Annotated in this window: 14 protein-coding genes; 5 read left to right on the top strand and 9 right to left on the bottom strand. The window is 70.7% G+C overall.

Annotated elements, in window-relative coordinates:
- Window positions 1-129: 129 nt before the first annotated feature.
- From D458_RS0129010 to D458_RS34540, 8 genes are read right to left on the bottom strand one after another with little or no spacing between them, the layout of a single operon-like run.
- Window positions 130-1,062: a DUF6807 domain-containing protein gene (locus D458_RS0129010; RefSeq protein ID WP_017590229.1), complete on the bottom strand. Its 933-nt coding sequence runs from the start codon at window positions 1,060-1,062 to the stop codon at window positions 130-132.
- A gap of 1 nt (window position 1,063) precedes the next feature.
- Window positions 1,064-2,944: an ABC transporter substrate-binding protein gene (locus D458_RS0129005; protein ID WP_017590228.1), complete on the bottom strand. Its 1,881-nt coding sequence runs from the start codon at window positions 2,942-2,944 to the stop codon at window positions 1,064-1,066.
- 57 nt (window positions 2,945-3,001) lie between these two features.
- Window positions 3,002-4,084, bottom strand: a complete 1,083-nt coding sequence (locus D458_RS34545) for an ABC transporter ATP-binding protein (RefSeq protein WP_017590227.1) — start codon at window positions 4,082-4,084, stop codon at window positions 3,002-3,004.
- Window positions 4,074-5,135: an ABC transporter ATP-binding protein gene (locus D458_RS0128995; RefSeq protein WP_017590226.1), complete on the bottom strand. Its 1,062-nt coding sequence runs from the start codon at window positions 5,133-5,135 to the stop codon at window positions 4,074-4,076. The genes D458_RS34545 and D458_RS0128995 overlap by 11 nt, the downstream gene beginning before the upstream one ends.
- A gap of 11 nt (window positions 5,136-5,146) precedes the next feature.
- Window positions 5,147-6,292 carry an ABC transporter permease gene (locus D458_RS0128990; RefSeq protein ID WP_017590225.1) on the bottom strand — a complete coding sequence of 382 codons (1,146 nt, stop codon included), beginning with the start codon at window positions 6,290-6,292 and terminating at the stop codon, window positions 5,147-5,149.
- A gap of 3 nt (window positions 6,293-6,295) precedes the next feature.
- On the bottom strand, window positions 6,296-7,297 hold the full coding sequence (locus D458_RS0128985; protein ID WP_017590224.1) for an ABC transporter permease: 1,002 nt from the start codon (window positions 7,295-7,297) through the stop codon (window positions 6,296-6,298).
- Window positions 7,298-7,334: 37 nt separating this feature from the next.
- Window positions 7,335-8,453, bottom strand: coding sequence for a Gfo/Idh/MocA family protein (locus D458_RS0128980; RefSeq protein WP_017590223.1), 1,119 nt, complete (start codon window positions 8,451-8,453; stop codon window positions 7,335-7,337).
- Window positions 8,450-10,921: a beta-xylosidase/alpha-l-arabinosidase gene (locus D458_RS34540; RefSeq protein WP_017590222.1), complete on the bottom strand. Its 2,472-nt coding sequence runs from the start codon at window positions 10,919-10,921 to the stop codon at window positions 8,450-8,452. The genes D458_RS0128980 and D458_RS34540 overlap by 4 nt, the downstream gene beginning before the upstream one ends.
- Window positions 10,922-11,228: 307 nt before the next feature.
- On the opposite strand from D458_RS34540, the gene D458_RS0128970 reads away from it, so the two are divergent.
- On the top strand, window positions 11,229-11,840 hold the full coding sequence (locus D458_RS0128970) for a TenA family protein (protein WP_017590221.1): 612 nt from the start codon (window positions 11,229-11,231) through the stop codon (window positions 11,838-11,840).
- 97 nt (window positions 11,841-11,937) lie between these two features.
- On the opposite strand, the gene D458_RS0128965 is transcribed toward D458_RS0128970, so the two are convergent.
- Window positions 11,938-12,435 carry an SSI family serine proteinase inhibitor gene (locus tag D458_RS0128965; protein WP_026119788.1) on the bottom strand — a complete coding sequence of 166 codons (498 nt, stop codon included), beginning with the start codon at window positions 12,433-12,435 and terminating at the stop codon, window positions 11,938-11,940.
- Between the two features lie 82 nt (window positions 12,436-12,517).
- Here D458_RS0128965 and D458_RS0128960 point away from each other — a divergent pair, with 82 nt between their 5' ends.
- The 4 genes from D458_RS0128960 (at window position 12,518) to D458_RS0128945 (ending at window position 16,230) form a co-directional block, all read left to right on the top strand.
- Entirely contained in the window at window positions 12,518-12,850 is a 333-nt protein-coding gene (locus D458_RS0128960; protein ID WP_017590219.1) for a rhodanese-like domain-containing protein, read from the top strand.
- Between the two features lie 89 nt (window positions 12,851-12,939).
- Window positions 12,940-14,865 (top strand): sensor histidine kinase, encoded by a 1,926-nt coding sequence (locus D458_RS0128955; RefSeq protein WP_017590218.1) that lies wholly within the window; start codon window positions 12,940-12,942, stop codon window positions 14,863-14,865.
- A gap of 227 nt (window positions 14,866-15,092) precedes the next feature.
- On the top strand, window positions 15,093-15,704 hold the full coding sequence (locus tag D458_RS0128950) for an ATP-binding protein (RefSeq protein WP_017590217.1): 612 nt from the start codon (window positions 15,093-15,095) through the stop codon (window positions 15,702-15,704).
- Between the two features lie 169 nt (window positions 15,705-15,873).
- Complete coding sequence (locus tag D458_RS0128945) at window positions 15,874-16,230, top strand: STAS domain-containing protein (RefSeq protein WP_193374664.1); 357 nt, start codon at window positions 15,874-15,876, stop codon at window positions 16,228-16,230.
- The last annotated feature ends 52 nt before the right edge of the window (window positions 16,231-16,282 follow it).

The following is a 16,282-nucleotide window of genomic DNA, read 5'->3' as shown; positions in this document are numbered from 1 at the left end:
GGCGACTCGGGGCGTGGACATGGGGTGGCTCCTGGGGGGATTTCGGGTTGGTCTTAATCCGGGTGAGGCGTGATCAACGATCTTGGATCGTTAGCTTCCGGGCAACCCGCCGTCCGGGGCCGGAAGCGGTCAATCCCCCTGCCGCCCGCGTGTCAGGTCCCGAAGGCCCACGTCGGCCAGGGGCTTGGGGTCGGGGTCGCCGTCGGCGATCACCACCGCGTAGCGGTAGGCGAGGGTCTGGCCGGGGGCGGCGTCCACTTCCTCGTCGAAGAACGGGGCCGGGCTGACACAGGCGTACATGCCGTTGCGGACGAACCACCGGGTCGGGTGGCCGGGGTTGGTCGGGCAGTCGACGAACACCAGGGTGGACGTGTGGTCGCTGCCGTCGTGCTGTCCGGTGAACGCCAGCCAGGGGGAGCGCTCGCCCATCAGGTCGTCGCCCCCTTCGCGGTGCTCGTTGCGGGCCCTGCCGTTGGTGAAGGAGCGCGGACCGCGCCAGAAGAGGCCGCCGTAGCCGGCGTTCGGCCTGCCCTCGGTGGTGGGGCTGCCGAACCGGATCGTGGTGTCGGTGCGGTTGGTGAAGGACGTCTCGAAGACCAGGGTCCAGGAGTCCGGGGAGACGGTGGCGGTGAAGGAGCGGCGCTCCGAGAACCAGGTCTCGCCCTGCTGGGTGACCCATTCGAGGAGTTCGGTGACGGTGGCCCGCTCCGGGGTGACGGTGACCTCCTCGAACTCCAGGTGGTCGGTGGAGCCGTTGTTGTCGAGCTGTTGGTAGCCGCCGTCGCGGAGGTAGGTGGGCCCGCCCCAGAAGTTGGCCGGGCCGACGTTGGGCAGGGACCAGGCGATTCCCTTGTGCCAGACGTGGTCGTGCGGTCGGTACAGGCTGACCGTGGCCCCCGAGAGGGTGCGCAGGGGGTGGAAGTAGGGGCGGGGCGACTCCAGCTGGGCGTCCCAGGGCCGGTAGACGTAGCGCAGCAGCTCCTGGTCGTCGTGGCTCAGCCGCAGGGAGCGGTCCTGTTCGTGGACGAGGGACAGACCTCGGGGACGGGGTTCCACGTTCACCTCACTGCTCGATGAAGTACTGCTCGGGGTTGGTGGGTCCGGGGTCGTTGTAGACCGAGGAGGACGGCATGGAGTCCGGCACGTTGCGGAAGTCGTCGGCGACGATCCCGTAGCCGGTCGGGCTGAGGCTGATGCCCATCGCGTAGAACTGCTCCTGGGAGACGGCCAGCAGCTCCTCCATGAGTTCGAGACGGAGCTCGGGGTCGGCCTCGGCCTCGACCGCGTCGTACATCTCCATGTGCTCCCGCACGTCCTGGGGCGGCTCGACGGAACGGCTGTCCTCGCCGTCGGAGACGTACCACTTGGCCCACGGGATGGCGAAGTTGGACTCGCCGTCGTGGAACGGGCCGTACCAGCGGGGGTCGTGGACGGCGTCCATCAGACCGGCGTCACCGGACCACACGTTCGCGTCGTGGTTGTTGTCCTCGCGGTTGCTCTGCCACAGGGCGCGGTCCTCGGTGTTGAGGTCCACGTCGATGTCCAGGTCGCCCCAGAAGCCCACGACCATCTCCATGGAGTCGACGATGTCGGGGCGGAAGTCCGTGGGCACGGACAGGCTGAAGCGGACGGGGGTGCCGCCGGGGCTGACCCGGACGCCGTTCTCGACCTCGTAGCCCGCTTCGTCGAGGATCTCGTTGGCGAGGTCGACGTCGTACTCGGTGTACTGCTTGGCGAGCTCCTCGCTGAAGAAGGGGGTGTCCTCGCGCGGGGCGCCCTGCCAGGGCTCGCCCTGTTCCTGGTAGACGACGTCGATGATGTCCTGGCGGTTGATGGCGTGCGACAGGGCGATCCTGAAGTCCTTGTCGTTGAAGATCTCCCGCAGCCCCTCGTCCTCGTGGGTGAGGTTGAGGGAGATCATCGCGGTGTTCATCTCGCCGGGCACCAGCTCGAAGAAGTCGTAGCCGCCGGACTCGCGGTTCTCGGCCAGCGTGGGCCGGTTGGCCAGGGTGTTGAAGTGGCGGGAGTGCATGTGGAACTCGCCGTTGAGGGCGCGGACCAGCATGACCTCCTCGTCCTGGAGGATGTCGAAGTTGACCCGGTCGATGTAGGGCAGCTGGTTGCCCTCGGTGTCGACCTTCCAGTAGTAGGGGTTGCGCTCCAGGACCATCCGCCCGGAGTCGGCCAGCGGCTCCACCACCCGCCAGGCGCGCAGGGTGGGCATGTCGGGGTTCTGCCAGTACTGGGCGGAGTTCAGCACGCCCGCCTTGTCGTCGAGCATCTCGATCCAGTCGGTGTACCCCTCCTCCTCGGCGAGCTCGTCGGCGTCGGGGTTGTACTCGATGTGGAACTGCTCCAGGTAGTGCTTGGGCTTCTCCAGCAGCTGGTAGAGGATGAAGTCGTTCTCGATCCACAGGGCGTTGCCCTCGTCGAACGTGATCGTGAGGGTGTGGTCGTCGACCTTCTCCCCGACTCCGGGGTTCGAGGCCGCCATGGGGCTGACGTCGTGGTTGTTGAAGATGTCGTTCAGCGCGAACAGGACGTCGTCCGAGGTGAAAGGCTCGCCGTCGGACCAGCGGACGCCCTCGCGGAGGGTGATGGTGATCTCAGTGGAGTCGTCGTTGTACTCCCACTCGGTGGCGAGGTTGGGCACGGCCTCCTCCCACCCGGGGTCCCATCGGACGAAGTTCTCGTACCCGACGGTCCGGCCGAGCCAGGGCCAGTCGTGCACGCCGAGGATCGCGGTGTTCCACTCGCCCCCGTACCGGCCGATCTCCTCGTGCGGCTCCACGACGAGGGGTTCGTCGGGCAGCCTCTCCTCGAGCGGTGGGAGGTCGCCGCTGTCGACGAGGGCGGCGAGCACGGGCGCCTCGCCGACCCCCTCGGCCTGGTCGGCGCTCTCGGTGTCGGGGTCGAACGAGAAGAACGAGCATCCGGTGGCCATCACGACCGCCGCTGCTCCGGCGGTGACTCCCAGGAGTCTCCGGTGTGGTCTCATTGCCTACTCCTGCCTCAGTGCGGTGGTTGCCCGGGTCAGGCCGGGCGGGGGATCGCTGGGGCCGGTGATCCCGGCCAGGTCGAGGTCGTCGGCGTGGTGACAGGCGACTTCGCGTCCCTGGCCCATGGGGCGCGGGACGGGTACCTCGGTGGCGCACAGCTCGGTGGCGTAGCGGCACCGGGGGTGGAAGGGGCAGCCCGAGGGCGGCCGGGAGGGGTCCGGGACCTCTCCGGTGAGGCGGATGCGCTCGCGCTTCCCGCGCAGCCGGGGGTCGGGGACCGGCAGGGCCGAGATGAGCGCCTCGGTGTAGGGGTGCCGGGGCGCCTCGAAGATCTGCCGGGTGGGTGCGACCTCCACGATCCGGCCCAGGTACATGACCGCGACGCGGTCGCAGACGTGCTCGACCACGGACAGGTCGTGCGAGATGAACAGGTAGGTCAGGCCCATCTCGTCCTGGAGGTCCTGCATCAGGTTGAGGATCTGGGACCGGACCGACGTGTCCAGGGCGCTGACCGCCTCGTCGGCCACGACCAGGCGGGGCCCGGGGACGAGCGCCCGGGCGATGCTCACGCGCTGGCGCTGGCCGCCGGAGAAGGCGTGCGGGTACCGGCGCAGGTGGTTGGGGTGCAGTCCGACGCGCTCCATGACGTCGCGCACCCGCGCCTCCAGCTCCTCCCCCCGCAGGTCGGTGAGCATGCGCAGCGGTTCGCCGACGATGTCGCGCAGGGTCATGCGCGGGTTCAGGGAGGAGTGCGGGTCCTGGAAGACCATGCGCACCTCGCGCTGGTAGACCGGCTCGTCCTCGCGCGGCAGGGACAGGGCGTCCAGGAGGCGGCCCTGCCCGTCGCGGTAGCTGATGGTGCCGGTGGCCTCGGGGCGGACCCGCATGACGCTCGAACCGAGCGTGGTCTTCCCGCAGCCGGACTCCCCCACCAGGCCGAGGGTCTCCCCGGCGCTGATGTCGAGGTCCACTCCGGTCACGGCGCGCACGTAGCGGGCCTCGCGCCGCGACCTGCGGCCCCGTACCGGGTAGGCGACCTCCAGCCCGCGCACGCTCAGGACGGTTTCGGGTGTGTCAGTCGGCATCGACGGTCTCCTCGCTGTCGGCCGGTGCGGTGGGGCCCTCCCGGAGCAGACAGCGGATCCGCCGGCCCGGGCCGGGGACGGTGACCGGCGGGACGGTGGTGTCGCACAGGCCCTCGACGGCCTCGGGGCACCGGGTGCGGAACACGCATCCGGAGGGCTGGTCGCCCGGGTCGGGGATGCTGCCCCGGATGGTGGGCAGGCGGCCCTTCCGCGCGGCTCCGAACCGGGGGACCGCCTCCAGCAGGGCGCGCGTGTAGGGGTGCTGGGGGTCGTGGAAGATCGCGTCGACCGGACCCTGCTCGACCACGGTCCCGAGGTACATCACGGCGACCTCGTCGGCGATCTCGGCGACCACCCCCATGTCGTGGGTGATGAACATGACCCCCATGCCGCTGTCGCGCCGCAGGTCCGCGAACAGGTCGAGGATCTGCGCCTGTGTGGTCACGTCCAGGGCGGTGGTCGGTTCGTCGGCGATGAGCACGCGCGGGCCGCAGGCGAGCGCCATCGCGATCATGACCCGCTGCCGCATGCCGCCGGACAGCTGGAAGGGGTAGGAGTCCACGACGCGTTCCGCGCCGGGCACCCGGACCCGTTCCAGCAGCTCGACCGAGCGTGCGCGCGCCTGTTTGCGGGAGAGCCCGGTGTGCACGCGCAGTGCCTCGCCGATCTGGTTGCCGACCGTGTGCACCAGGGACAGCGACGACATCGGCTCCTGGAACACCATGGCCACGTCGTTGCCGCGGACCGCTCTGATCTCGCGGCTCGTGGGTCCGAGGGCGGCCAGGTCCACCGGCTCCCCCGCGCCGTCGGGCCGCAGGAACACGTGCCCGTCCACCACCCGGCCGGGCGGCTCCACCAACTGGAGGACCGAGCGCGCCATGGCGCTCTTCCCGCACCCGCTCTCCCCGACCACGCACAGGGTGCGCCCCCGGTGGACGCGCAGGTCGACACCGTCGACGGCGCGGATCACCGAGTCATCGGTCAGGAAGTGCGTGCGCAGGCCGCGGATGTCCAGCACGGTCTCTTCGGCCGTGTCGGTGTGTTCGGTCATCGTCGGCCTCCCTACCTGTACGGGTCGGCGGCGTCGCGGACACCGTCGCCGACGAAGTTGAGTGCCAGGACCGCCACCGTCACCGCGGCCCCGGGCAGCAGCACCCAGGGGGCGCCCGAGATCGAGTGGATGTTCTGCGCCTCCTGGAGGAGCACGCCCCAGCTCACGACGGGCGCCTGCAGTCCCAGGCCGAGGAAGGACAACGAGGTCTCGGCGAGGATCATGAACGGCACGGCCAGCGTGAGCGAGGCGATGATGTGGCTGGTGAAGGACGGCAGCATGTGCCGGCCGATGATCCGCCCGCTGCGGCAGCCGTCCAGCCTGGCCGCCGTCACGAAGTCCTCCTGCCGTAAGGACAGGAACCGGCCGCGCACCACGCGCGCCAGGTCGGTCCAGCCGATGAGCGAGAGGATCACGGTGATCGCCAGGTAGGTCTGGATCGCGCCCCACTCCCGGGGGACGGCCGCGGACAGGCCCATCCACAGGGGGATCGTGGGGACGGACATCAGGAACTCGATGACCCGCTGGATGAGGTTGTCGATCCGGCCCCCGAAGTATCCGGAGATCCCGCCGAGGACCAGACCGAGCACGAACGACATCGCGACACCGGCCAACCCGATCGACATCGACACCCGGGTGCCGTAGACGATGCGCGAGGCCATGTCGCGGCCGTTGCGGTCGGCACCGAGGAAGTACACCTCCTGTGCGGGGTCCTTGGCGCCGATCAGGTGCCGGTCCATGGGGACGAGCCCCCACATCTCGTAGGGCTGCCCCTGGACGAAGAACCCCACGGGGATCTTGGTGGACTCGTCCACGGTGTAGTTGTTGGCGAAGGTCTCCGGGTCGCGTTCGACCTCGAAGCCGTGGACGTACATCCCGAGCTCGAAGCCGTCGTCGGTGTCCGCGAAGTGCAGCCGCTGGGGCGGGGCGTGGGTGCGTGAGGCGTCGTAGGCGTGCGGGGTGCTCGGCGCCACGAACTCGGAGAAGACCGACACCAGGACGAACCCGCACAGCACCAGCGCACCGATCACGGCCAGCTTGTTGCGGAGGAAGCGCCGCCGGACGAGGACCCGCTGGGGGACGTCGCCGGGGGCCCTCCCCGGATCGGCCCCGGTCCCGGTCGGGGCCGGCGGCGGGAGGTTGGGGGTGCGCACCATGGGTCAGACCCTCTCGACGTGTTGGTGCCGGATCCGCGGGTCCCACCAGGCCAGCAGCAGATCGGACAGGAGCGTGCCGACGACGGTCAGCACACCGAGGACGAGGATGAAGCTCCCGGCCAGGTACATGTCCTGGTTGCGCAGCGCCTCCACCAGGAGCGGGCCGGTCGTCTCCAGGCTCAGGACGATGGAGACCAGCACCTCCCCGCCGATCAGCGTGGGCAGGATCCACCCGATGGTGCTGATGAACGGGCTCAGGGACATGCGCACCGGGTACTTGAGGATGAGCCGCCACTCCGGCAGCCCCTTGGCCCGTGCGGTGGTCACGTAGGGCTTGCGCAGCTCGTCGAGCAGGTTGGCGCGCAGCACCCGGACCAGGGCCGCCGTGCCCGCGGTGGCGATGATCACCACCGGCACCCACAGGTTGGACATCGCGTCCAGGAGCTTGCCGAGGTTCCACGCGGCGTCGGCGTACTCCGGGGAGAAGACGCCGCCGACGCTCTGCCCGAAGTAGCGGAACGACACCCAGGCGAACAGCAGCGCGAGCATGAAGTTCGGGGTGGCCAGACCGACGAAGCCGATGAACGTGACGACGTAGTCGCCCACCGAGTACTGGCGCACCGCCGAGTACACGCCGATGGGGAAGGCGATCGCCCAGCTCAGCAGGAGCGTGCTGAGCGCCAGGATCAGGGTGAGGCCGATCCGGTTCCAGATCAGTTCGGAGACGTCGCGCCGGAACTGGAAGGACTGCCCGAAGTCGCCCCTGGTGACGATCCCGGAGATCCACTTCCAGTACTGGACGACGACCGGGTCGTTGAGCCCGTACCGCTCCTCCAGCGCGCGGATCTGTGCGCCGTCCACGCCCTGCCCCTGTGCGGACAGCTGCGCGATGTAGGTGGTCAGGAAGTTGCCCGGGGGCAGCTGGATGACCAGGAACGCGACCACGGAGATGGCGAACAGGGTCGGGACCATGTACAGGCAGCGGCGGATCACGTAGTCGCGCACACCGGGCCCCCTTCCGCGGCGGCCCCCGCACGGGCGCTCACAGCGAACGGCCCCCGTTCATGCGGTCGTGGAACGGGGAGCCGGGCCCCAGGTCGGCGGGGGCGACCGGGCGCCCCTCGAAGGAGGAGGCGTACACGGCCGCGACCAGCCGCAGGGAACTCAGGGCGTCCTGCGAGGTCACCGGGGGCGGGGTGCCCGCGCGGACCGCGTCCAGGACCTGGACGACCTGTGCGTGGTGGCCGCTGGAGACTCCGTGCTCCCCCGCCTCCCAGGCCGCGGTGACCTCGTCCTCGAACCCCGGAGCCGGGGTGAGGCGCCAGTCGTCGTCCCCGTAGCCGTACAGGTGGGTCAGCTCGACCGTCGCGCGCTCGAAGTCGATCCGGATCCGGCTCTCCTCCTGCGGGGAGAGCAGGCTGGTGACGACACTCGCGACCGCGCCGTTGGCGAAGTCGACCCGGGCGACGGACACGTCCTCGGTCTCGATGTCGCGGGCCTGGCGGCGCACGACGGCCGACACCTCCGTCCACTCCCCCAGCAGCGCGAGGAGGAGGTCCGTCTGGTGGATGCCGTGGCCCAGGGTCGGCCCGCCGCCCTCGGTCTTCCACCGTCCCCGCCACGGGAGGTCGAAGTAGTCCTGGGGCCGGAACCAGGTGGTGTGGCAGGTGGCCACCAGGGGACGCCCCAGGGCCCCCGAGTCCATGAGCGCCCGCACCCTGAGCGCACCCGAACCGAAGCGGTGCTGGAAGACCGTCGCCATCCACGGGCCGCGGTCCCCGCCCTCGGCGGCGGCCATCTTCTCCGCCTCGGCCAGGCTCAGCGCCGGGGGTTTCTCCACCAGGACCGACGCTCCGGCGCCGAGGCAGGCCTCCACCTGGGCGCGGTGAAGTCCGGGCGGGGTGCACACGTGGACCAGGTCCGGCCGCTCCGCGGTGAGCATCGACTCGAGGCCGGCGTAGCCGCGCGGTATCGAGTGCCGGACCCGGAAGGCGTCCAGCGCGTCCGGGTCGACGTCGACGGCCGCGACGAGCACGGCGCGTTCGGGTTCGGCGAGCAGCGCCTGGGCGTGGAACCGGGCGATGTTCCCGGTGCCGACGATCGCGACGCGAAGGGGCGCCGTTTCGGGGGCGGGAGCGGACTCCGCTGACGGGGGGTTCATGACGGGGGGACCTCCTCGGGGGACGGGGCGGGGGCCTGATCGAGCCGGATGTCGCAGGTGAGCCTGCGGGTGTGGTCCACGGTGCGAACGTCGCCGGTGAGGCACACGGTGACGGGCAGCCCGGCGTCTCCGCTGGAGGCGGCCAGGGTGAGGCGGAGCTCGCCCGGTTCGACGATCCGCCGGCCCGCGGGCCCGGTGTAGGAGGCCAGGTCCGCGTGGACGGTGAAGCCGACCGAGCGCGCCTCACCGGGGGCGAGGGGGACCCGGGCGTAGCCGACGAGCCGGCGGACCGGCTGCGCCACCCGGGCCACCGGATCGGACAGGTAGAGCTGGACGACCTCGGTGCCCGCCACGGCACCGGAGTTGCGGACGGTGCACCCGACCGTCACGGACCCGTCGGTGTCCACTTCGGTCGGCCGGTCCGGTCGCGGGGAAGCACCGTCGACCCGTGGGTCCGAGCACTCGAAGCGGGTGTAGGACAGGCCGTGGCCGAACGGGTGCCGCGCGGTCGGGTCGACCGAGCTGACCTGGCTGCGGTGGGCCAGGGGCGGGCCCAGGTAGGAGGACGGCTGGCCGCCGGGCGTGCGGGGGACCGACACGGGCAGGCGCCCGCTGGGGTTCACCCGGCCGGAGAGCACACCGGCCACGGCGGGCCCGCCCTCCTCCCCGGGAAAGAAGGCCTGGACCGTCGCGGCCAGCCGGTCGGCCACCGCGCCCAGGGCGTACGGGCGCCCGGTGAGGAGCACGGCGACCACGGGGGTGCCGGTCTCCGCGAGCGCCTCCAGGAACTCCTGTTGGACGCCTGGAAGGGTGAGGTCGGTGGCGTCGCAGCCCTCGCCGGTGGTACCCCGGCCGAAGAGGTCGGAGCGGTCTCCGAGGACCGCCACGCACACCTCGGCCGAGCGGGCCGAGGCCAGGGCCTCGGCGAACCCGTCGGTGTCCTCGCCGTCGACGGAACAGCCCTCGGCGTGTTCGATCCGCGCCCGCGGCAGCTCCCCGACCAGGGATTCCAGGAGGGTGGGGATCTCGACGCCCCTGGCCACTCCGGGGTGGTGGCGCCCGACGTGGGCGGGGAACGAGTAGCAGCCGAGCATGGCGTCGGCGGTGTGCGCGAGCGGTCCGACCACGGCCACGCTCCCGGTGCCGGTGAGGGGGAGCAGCCCGTCGGGGTTCTCCAGGAGGACCACGGACTCCTCGGCCAGGCGTCGGGCGAGGGCCCGGTGTTCGTCCGGGTCCAGGTCGAGACCCTCCTCGCCGCCCGGCCGGCCGTTGCCCGCCGCGGCTCCTGCGGCCGGTTCCGCTGTGCCTGCGGCCGGCGGCCCTTCCGGGGACCAGCCGGGGTCGAGCATCCCGAGCGCGCACTTCTGCCGCAGGACGCGCCGCGCGGCCCGGTCGACCGTCTCCTCGGGGACCCGGCCGGCCCGGACCTCCTCGACGAGCCGGTCTCCGTAGCAGGCCACGGTCGGGAGCTCGACGTCCACGCCCGCGTCGAGGGCCAGCGCCCCGGCCTGGGCGGGGGTCCCGGCCACGTTGTGGAGGGTGTGCAGGAAGGAGACCCCGAAGTAGTCGGCGACGACGGTCCCCTCGAAACCCCACGTGTCCCGCAGCAGTCGGGTCAGCAGGCCGGGGTCGGCAGCGGCGGGGAGCCCGTCGTTGTCGTTGTAGGCGTGCATGACGGACCCGGCCGCACCCTCGCGCACGGCCATCTCGAACGGGGGGAGCAGGACGTCCGCGAACTCCCGCGGGCCGACGGACACGGGCGCGAGGTTGCGGCCGGCCCGGGAGGCGGAGTGCCCGGCGAAGTGTTTGAGGGTGGCCACGATCCCGGCGGACTGGAGGCCGCGTACGTAGGCGGTGCCGACGGTGGCGACCAGGTGGGGGTCCTCGCCGATGGTCTCCTCGGTCCGGCCCCAGCGGGGGTCCCGGGTGACGTCGAGCACCGGTGCGAGCCCCTGGTGGACACCGACGTCACGCATGCTCCGCCCGATCTGGGCGGCCATCCGCTCGACGAGGACGGGATCGAAGCTGGCGCCCCAGGCGAGGGGCACGGGATAGACGGTGGCCGTCCAGGCGGCGAACCCGGTGAGGCACTCCTCGTGGGCGACGGCCGGGATCGCGAACCGGTTGGCCGCCATGATCTCCCGCTGGCTCCGGGCCAGGGACGTGCGTCCCGCGGCGGGGTCCACCGGGACCGTGCCGAAGGGGCGCGTGAGCTGGCCCAGGCCCCGGTCGATGGCCTCGTCCCATACGGGGGGTTCCTGCGCCAGGTCGTGCTGGTGCGGGGCGACCGGTGCGCCGGAGGTGTTCGCGCTGACCCACAGCCCGTGCAGCTGGGAGACCTTCTCCTCCAGGGTCATCGCGGCCAGGAGCAGCTCGACACGCCTCTCGGGGGGCGCCGAGGGGTCCCGCCATCCGGGGTCGGCTGCCGTCTGGTCCGCTGTGTCCGTGTGGCCGGTGGGTCGGGTCAAGGAAGACCTTCCTCGGGTGGGTTCGGGAGGTGTCCGGGCGCACCCGAATGCTCCGAAAGTTTCGTAAATTTTCGCGAAACATGTTGGCCGCGAATGTACGTCCGAGTGACTGGAAGGGTCAACCCGTTCAGAGACAGAAATCACATCCGATGACTGAAGTCCCTGTTCTGATGGGGTGAGATAAATCGGTACCGGGTACCGAAAGTTTCGCTCGCGTGCCGGTCGCCGCTTCGATAAGTTTCGAAGCCCCGAGGGCCGGTGGATGCCAGGGCTTGGGGCGAAACCACCCGGGTGGGACACTCCGGGCGTGGGAATCATCGAGAGACTTCATGAGATCGGGCGGCCGCTGGTCGCCGAACAGCTCGCACACCCGACCGTCGCCGGGATCGCCCGGGGCGACCTCGACGAGCGGGCCTTCCGGTACTGGCTGGAGCAGGACCACCTCTACCTGCTGGACTACGCCCGCGCCTTCTCCCGGCTGGCCTGGCAGGCTCCGGACGGGCACCTGGCGGAGCTGGTCGGGATCGCGCACAGCACCCTCAACGAGGAACTGGAGCTGCACCGCTCCCTGTCAGGGGACTTCGGCGCCGACCTCACCAGCAAGGACAAGGGCCCTGCCTGCGCGGCCTACACGGCCTGGCTCCTGGACGCCGCGGCGGACTACCGGGACGGGCTCGCCGCCGTCTACCCCTGCATGTGGGGCTACAACCAGCTGGGGATCGAGCTGGCCGAATCCAGGCCGGAGGACCCGCGCTACCGGCGCTGGGTGGACACCTACGCCGACCCCGGTTTCACCGACCTGACCGCGAAGTACGGGCGCATGCTGGAGGAGGCCGAACCCGACCCGGAGCGCGCGGAGCGCTACTTCCTGGAGGGGATGCGCCACGAGGTCGCCTTCTGGGACACGCCCTACACGTAGGCCGTCCCGCGCACGGGAGGCGTCCCGCGCACAAGGAAGAGGGGCGGACCGGGTGGTCCGCCCCTCTCCACGGGGTCGTCCTGGGGGTGCGGAGGGCCTAGGGGTTGAGTACCGAGTGGACCTGCTCGAAGCGGTCGATCTCGCAGCCGTTGCGCTTGTTGAACTCGGTGTCGATCTCGGTGCCGTCCACCTGGCCGGTGACGTGCACCACCTCGGGGCCGCCGATCTGCATCGTGCACATCATGTCGGAGGTGTCCATGGTGAACGGTTCGGTCCCGGCCTCCTCGATCTCGGCGCAGGCCGCATCGGGGTCGGGGTGGTCACCGCCCGCGGGGGCGCAGGTGAGGGTCCACTCGCCCTCCTCGTAGCCCTCCTCGGCGGTCAGGGCGTCGTCCTCGGACAGGGAGCGTTCGATCACGAGCTCCACTTCGGCGGACTCGTCGGGGGTCGTCTCGTCAGGGGCGTCGGACTCGGTCTCGGGCGATGTCGCGGTCACCTCGGTGGGCTCGTTGCCGCAGGCCGTGATAAGCAGGCCAAGAGCTGCGAGTGCGGCGAGGCGGGTCGGCAGGGCCGTTGCGAAGGTGTGCTTACGCATACTGCTTGGACGCGGGCCCCGGAACCGGGGTTCCACCGGTTCTCACCTTTTTCGAACACATCTGACACAGGGGGTCACCATCATGTTCGGCGGACAGGTCGCAGAGGTTCTCGTCAACGAGGTTCCCGAGGGCGTCTACCTTCTTGACGTCCGGGAGGACGACGAGTGGCGGGCGGGCCACGCGCCCGACGCCGTGCACATCCCGCTGGGGACGCTGGGGGAGCGCGCCGGAGAGGTGCCCAAGGACCAGAAGGTCTACGTCGTCTGCCGGGCGGGCGGACGCTCTGCCCAGGCCGTGATGGCGCTCAACCAGGCGGGCTGGGACGCGGTGAACGTCGCCGGCGGCATGCAGGCGTGGGAGCACGCAGCCCGGGAGATGAAGGCGGAGGACGAGGGCGAGCCCCGCGTCATCTAGAGCGGACCCAGCGTCACCCGAGGCGTCGAATTTGGACGGATTGTGCGAAGCCCTGCCACTCGGGGCCCCGCGGGTGGCACTATGACGACGTGAGTTCCGAGCGCGCGCCCCTCAGCGCCGAAGCCGTGCTGGCCTCTTCAGCGGACGCGGTGATCGGCATTGACGGCGAGCTCCGGGTCACGGTGTGGAACCCGGCCGCCGAACGGATGTTCGGCTGGACCGCGGCGGAGGTGCTCGGCGGTGAACTGCCGATCATCCCCCGGGAGCTGCGGCCGGAGTACGGCGCCGTGCTCGAACAGGTGCGCGCCGGAACCCCGTTGACGATCTTCACCCGCCGCCTGCGCAAGGACGGCACCGCCGTCGACGTGCGGGTCAGCACCGGTTGTGTGCACGACGAGCAGGGGCGGCACGCCGGGTGGGCCCTCGTGCTCTACCCGAGCGAGAAGGAGGTCCAGGCGCAGACCTCCGCGATGGAGCGCGCCCGGCTGGTGCGCCGGCTCACCGACGTGGTGGCCGACATCAACGCCGACCTCAGCCTGAAGTCGGTCCTGGACCGCATCATCAGCAGCCTGACCGAGCTCACCGGTGCCGACGCGGGCGGGTTCGTCCTGCTCAACGAGAACCGGGTCGAGCTGGTCAGCCTCACCCACCTGTCCGACGAGCTGTACGGGGTCAGCGCACCCCTGGAGTCGAGCCTGTTCGGCGAGCTCCTGCGCAGCGGGAAGTCCGTGCTGCTGGCCAACAGCGCCACCCGCAGCCTGGAGGACCTGGTCTGGGCCGACCTGCCCGGCCTGCACACCATCGCCCTGTGCGTGTCCAACGTGCAGGGCCGCCCCTACGGCGCCCTCTACGCGCTGTACAGCCAGCGCAAGGTCGGGCACGTCGAGCTGGAGCTCCTGGAGCTGCTCGCCGAGCACGCCGGGGTGGCGATCGGCAACGCGATGGCCTACGAGGAGCTCAAGCTCCAGCGGGCCAGGGAACAAGCGGTGTCGGACTCCAGCGCCGACGGAATCGCGGTCCTGGACTCCAGCGGCAAGGTCCGCAAGTGGAACCGTTCGGCTGCGGAGCTGACCGGCTACACCTCCGAGCAGATGGAGGGGCGGCACCCTCCGTTCCCGATCCCCGCCGCGCACGGCGAACCGGTCAAGCACCGGAACCGGGGCGGTCGGTGGCTGGAGATCCTCATGGCGCGGATCCCGGACACCGACGAGTGGGTCGTGGACTTCCGCGACATCACCGCGCAGAAGGCGCTGGAGGAGGAGCGGGAGTTCTTCCTGGCCAGCACCGGGCACGAGCTGAGGACCCCGGTCACGGTGATCCAGGGGTACGCGGCCCTGCTGTCCCGCAAGGGCGAGCGGCTGGGCCCGGAGGGGCGCCAGGAGGCGAGCGAGATCATCCTGGACCGCGCCCGCTCGCTCACCAAGCTGGTGGAGCGGCTCCGGCTGGGTTCGGACGTGGCCAGCGGTGAGATGACGGTCGACAAGGTCCCCTTCGACCTCGTGGAGCTGCTCGGCCAGTCCGTCACGGCCTTCCGCCCGCTGGCCGAACGGCAGGACCTGACCCTCGACTCCGGCGGGACCCTCTGGACCGTCGGGGACCCGCTGGTCACCGGGATGGTCATCGACCAGCTGCTGGAGAACGCCCTGAAGTTCTCCCCCAGCGGCGGGACAGTCCGGGTCGAGGTGGAGGAGGGCGAGGACACCGTCACGATCCACGTCGACGACGAGGGCATCGGCATCGACCCCGGCGACGAGGAACGGATCTTCGAACGCTTCTTCCAGAGCGGGGAACGCGGCGACCGCAGGGGGTACAGCGGCCTCGGGATCGGCCTGTACATCGTGCGCCAGCTGGTACGGGAACAGGGCGGTGAGGTGACCGCCCACCGCCTGGAGAACGGCACCCGGATGCGGGTCACCCTGCCCCGGCACAGGGGCGAGGAAGCCGAGCTCGGCACTGTGGTGTCCGAAACACCGAAGGGGAGGGGCGGAGCGGAGATCCCGTCCGCAAAGGCGTAGAACGGTCACCACCCTTCGCAGGAAACAACAAAAACCTCAGAAGCCCCCGAAGCCCTGCGCTGTCGGAGATACACGTCTTCGCGACGGGGAGCGCCCCCGTTGATTCATCTCTCAGCGGGTTTCCCTCGCGGTGGATCGGGGCATTTCCACCCCTGGTGGAATTCGCCGACACACTTCGGGCGGGTTCCGGGCTGACCGAGAAGCACGAACTCGCAGGGACGAAAGCTGTGTCAGGAGACAACGCCGAACGCGGCACCGGGGATCCCCGGAGCCCTCGGAAGGTCGAGCGAAGCGTCGTTCTTCCCTATGCTCCAGAGAGCGTCACCGGGGCCAGACAGGGACTGTGCGCCGATCTGCGCGCCCTGAAGATCCGCACCGACCGCGTCGACGACGCCGCCCTCATCCTCAGCGAACTGGTCAGCAACGCCCTCAGACACGCGAGCCCCCTGCCCGGCCACACCGTGGGTGTGTCCTGGCGGATCGAGGGCGCCCCGGACGCTCCGACCGCCGACTGGTTGGAGATCTCGGTGCGCGACGGCGGCTCCAGCACCATGCCGCGGGTGGCACGGCCCTCCCTGTCCGGCCTGGGCGGGCGCGGCCTGAGCATCGTGCAGTCCCTGGCGGGCCGCTGGGGCACCGAGATGGACGCGACGACGACCACGGTGTGGGCGGTGCTGGAGATCGCCTCCGAAGAGGTGGCCGAGGACCGGAACGGCACCGCCACCGACCTGCCCGTCTCCACCGCGGAGGAGCGGTACGGCCTTCCGGACGCGGCCGACGTGGTCGAGTTCGACCTCCGGGTCGGAGGGGGCGCGCCCGCCTGGGGCGCCCTGCTCTGAGAGGCCGGGCCGAGGCGCTCCGGCCGACCGGCTCACGCGGCTCCCGCGAGCCTGTCCGCACCGTTCCGAGCAGCTGTTTCGGCCTCTCGGGGCGGAGGAACGTGATTGATGGAGCGAAACGCCGCCAACGAGGTGGCCTGGCCACGGCCTGGGCGCTACAGTCGCGACCGTGGAGTTGAAGATATCAAGCCGATCTCAAGATGACGTCGCAGTGGTAACCGTGGGCGGTGAGATTGATCTGTACACGGCCCCCCAGCTGCGCAACGAGCTCGTCGGGGCCCTGGAGGTGGGGGCACGGCGCCTCGTCATCGACATGTCGAGGACGGAGTTCTGCGACTCGACGGGGATCAGTGTCCTGCTCTCCGCGATGAAGCGCTCCCGTGACCGGGGCGGGGACCTGGAACTCGTGGCGCCCAAACCGGCGGTCATGAAGGTCCTCCAGGTCACCGGACTGAACGAGGTCTTCGTCATCCACGCCGATCTCGACGCGTTGCCGGTGGCCGCGGGGACCGGCACCGCGCAGTAGCCGGTGCCAGTGACGCGGAGCGGGCCCGAGGGGCCGACCGGGGCGGGGGTCG

Origin of the sequence: Nocardiopsis ganjiahuensis DSM 45031, from assembly GCF_000341085.1 — a bacterium.
In the GTDB taxonomy this organism is placed as follows: Bacteria; Actinomycetota; Actinomycetes; order Streptosporangiales; family Streptosporangiaceae; genus Nocardiopsis; species Nocardiopsis ganjiahuensis.
This window is presented reverse-complemented; position numbering and strand designations above follow the sequence as displayed.

Bases quoted from the DNA above. Each gene is read 5' to 3' on its own strand.
- D458_RS0128990 (WP_017590225.1), bottom strand. From the start codon at position 6,292: ATGGTGCGCACCCCCAACCTCCCGCCGCCGGCCCCGACCGGGACCGGG.
- D458_RS0128960 (WP_017590219.1), top strand. From the start codon at position 12,518: ATGTTCGGCGGACAGGTCGCAGAGGTTCTCGTCAACGAGGTTCCCGAG.
- D458_RS0129005 (WP_017590228.1), bottom strand. From the start codon at position 2,944: ATGGCCACCGGATGCTCGTTCTTCTCGTTCGACCCCGACACCGAGAGC.
- D458_RS34545 (WP_017590227.1), bottom strand. From the start codon at position 4,084: ATGCCGACTGACACACCCGAAACCGTCCTGAGCGTGCGCGGGCTGGAG.
- D458_RS0128980 (WP_017590223.1), bottom strand. From the start codon at position 8,453: ATGAACCCCCCGTCAGCGGAGTCCGCTCCCGCCCCCGAAACGGCGCCC.
- D458_RS0128995 (WP_017590226.1), bottom strand. From the start codon at position 5,135: ATGACCGAACACACCGACACGGCCGAAGAGACCGTGCTGGACATCCGC.
- D458_RS0128965 (WP_026119788.1), bottom strand. From the start codon at position 12,435: ATGCGTAAGCACACCTTCGCAACGGCCCTGCCGACCCGCCTCGCCGCA.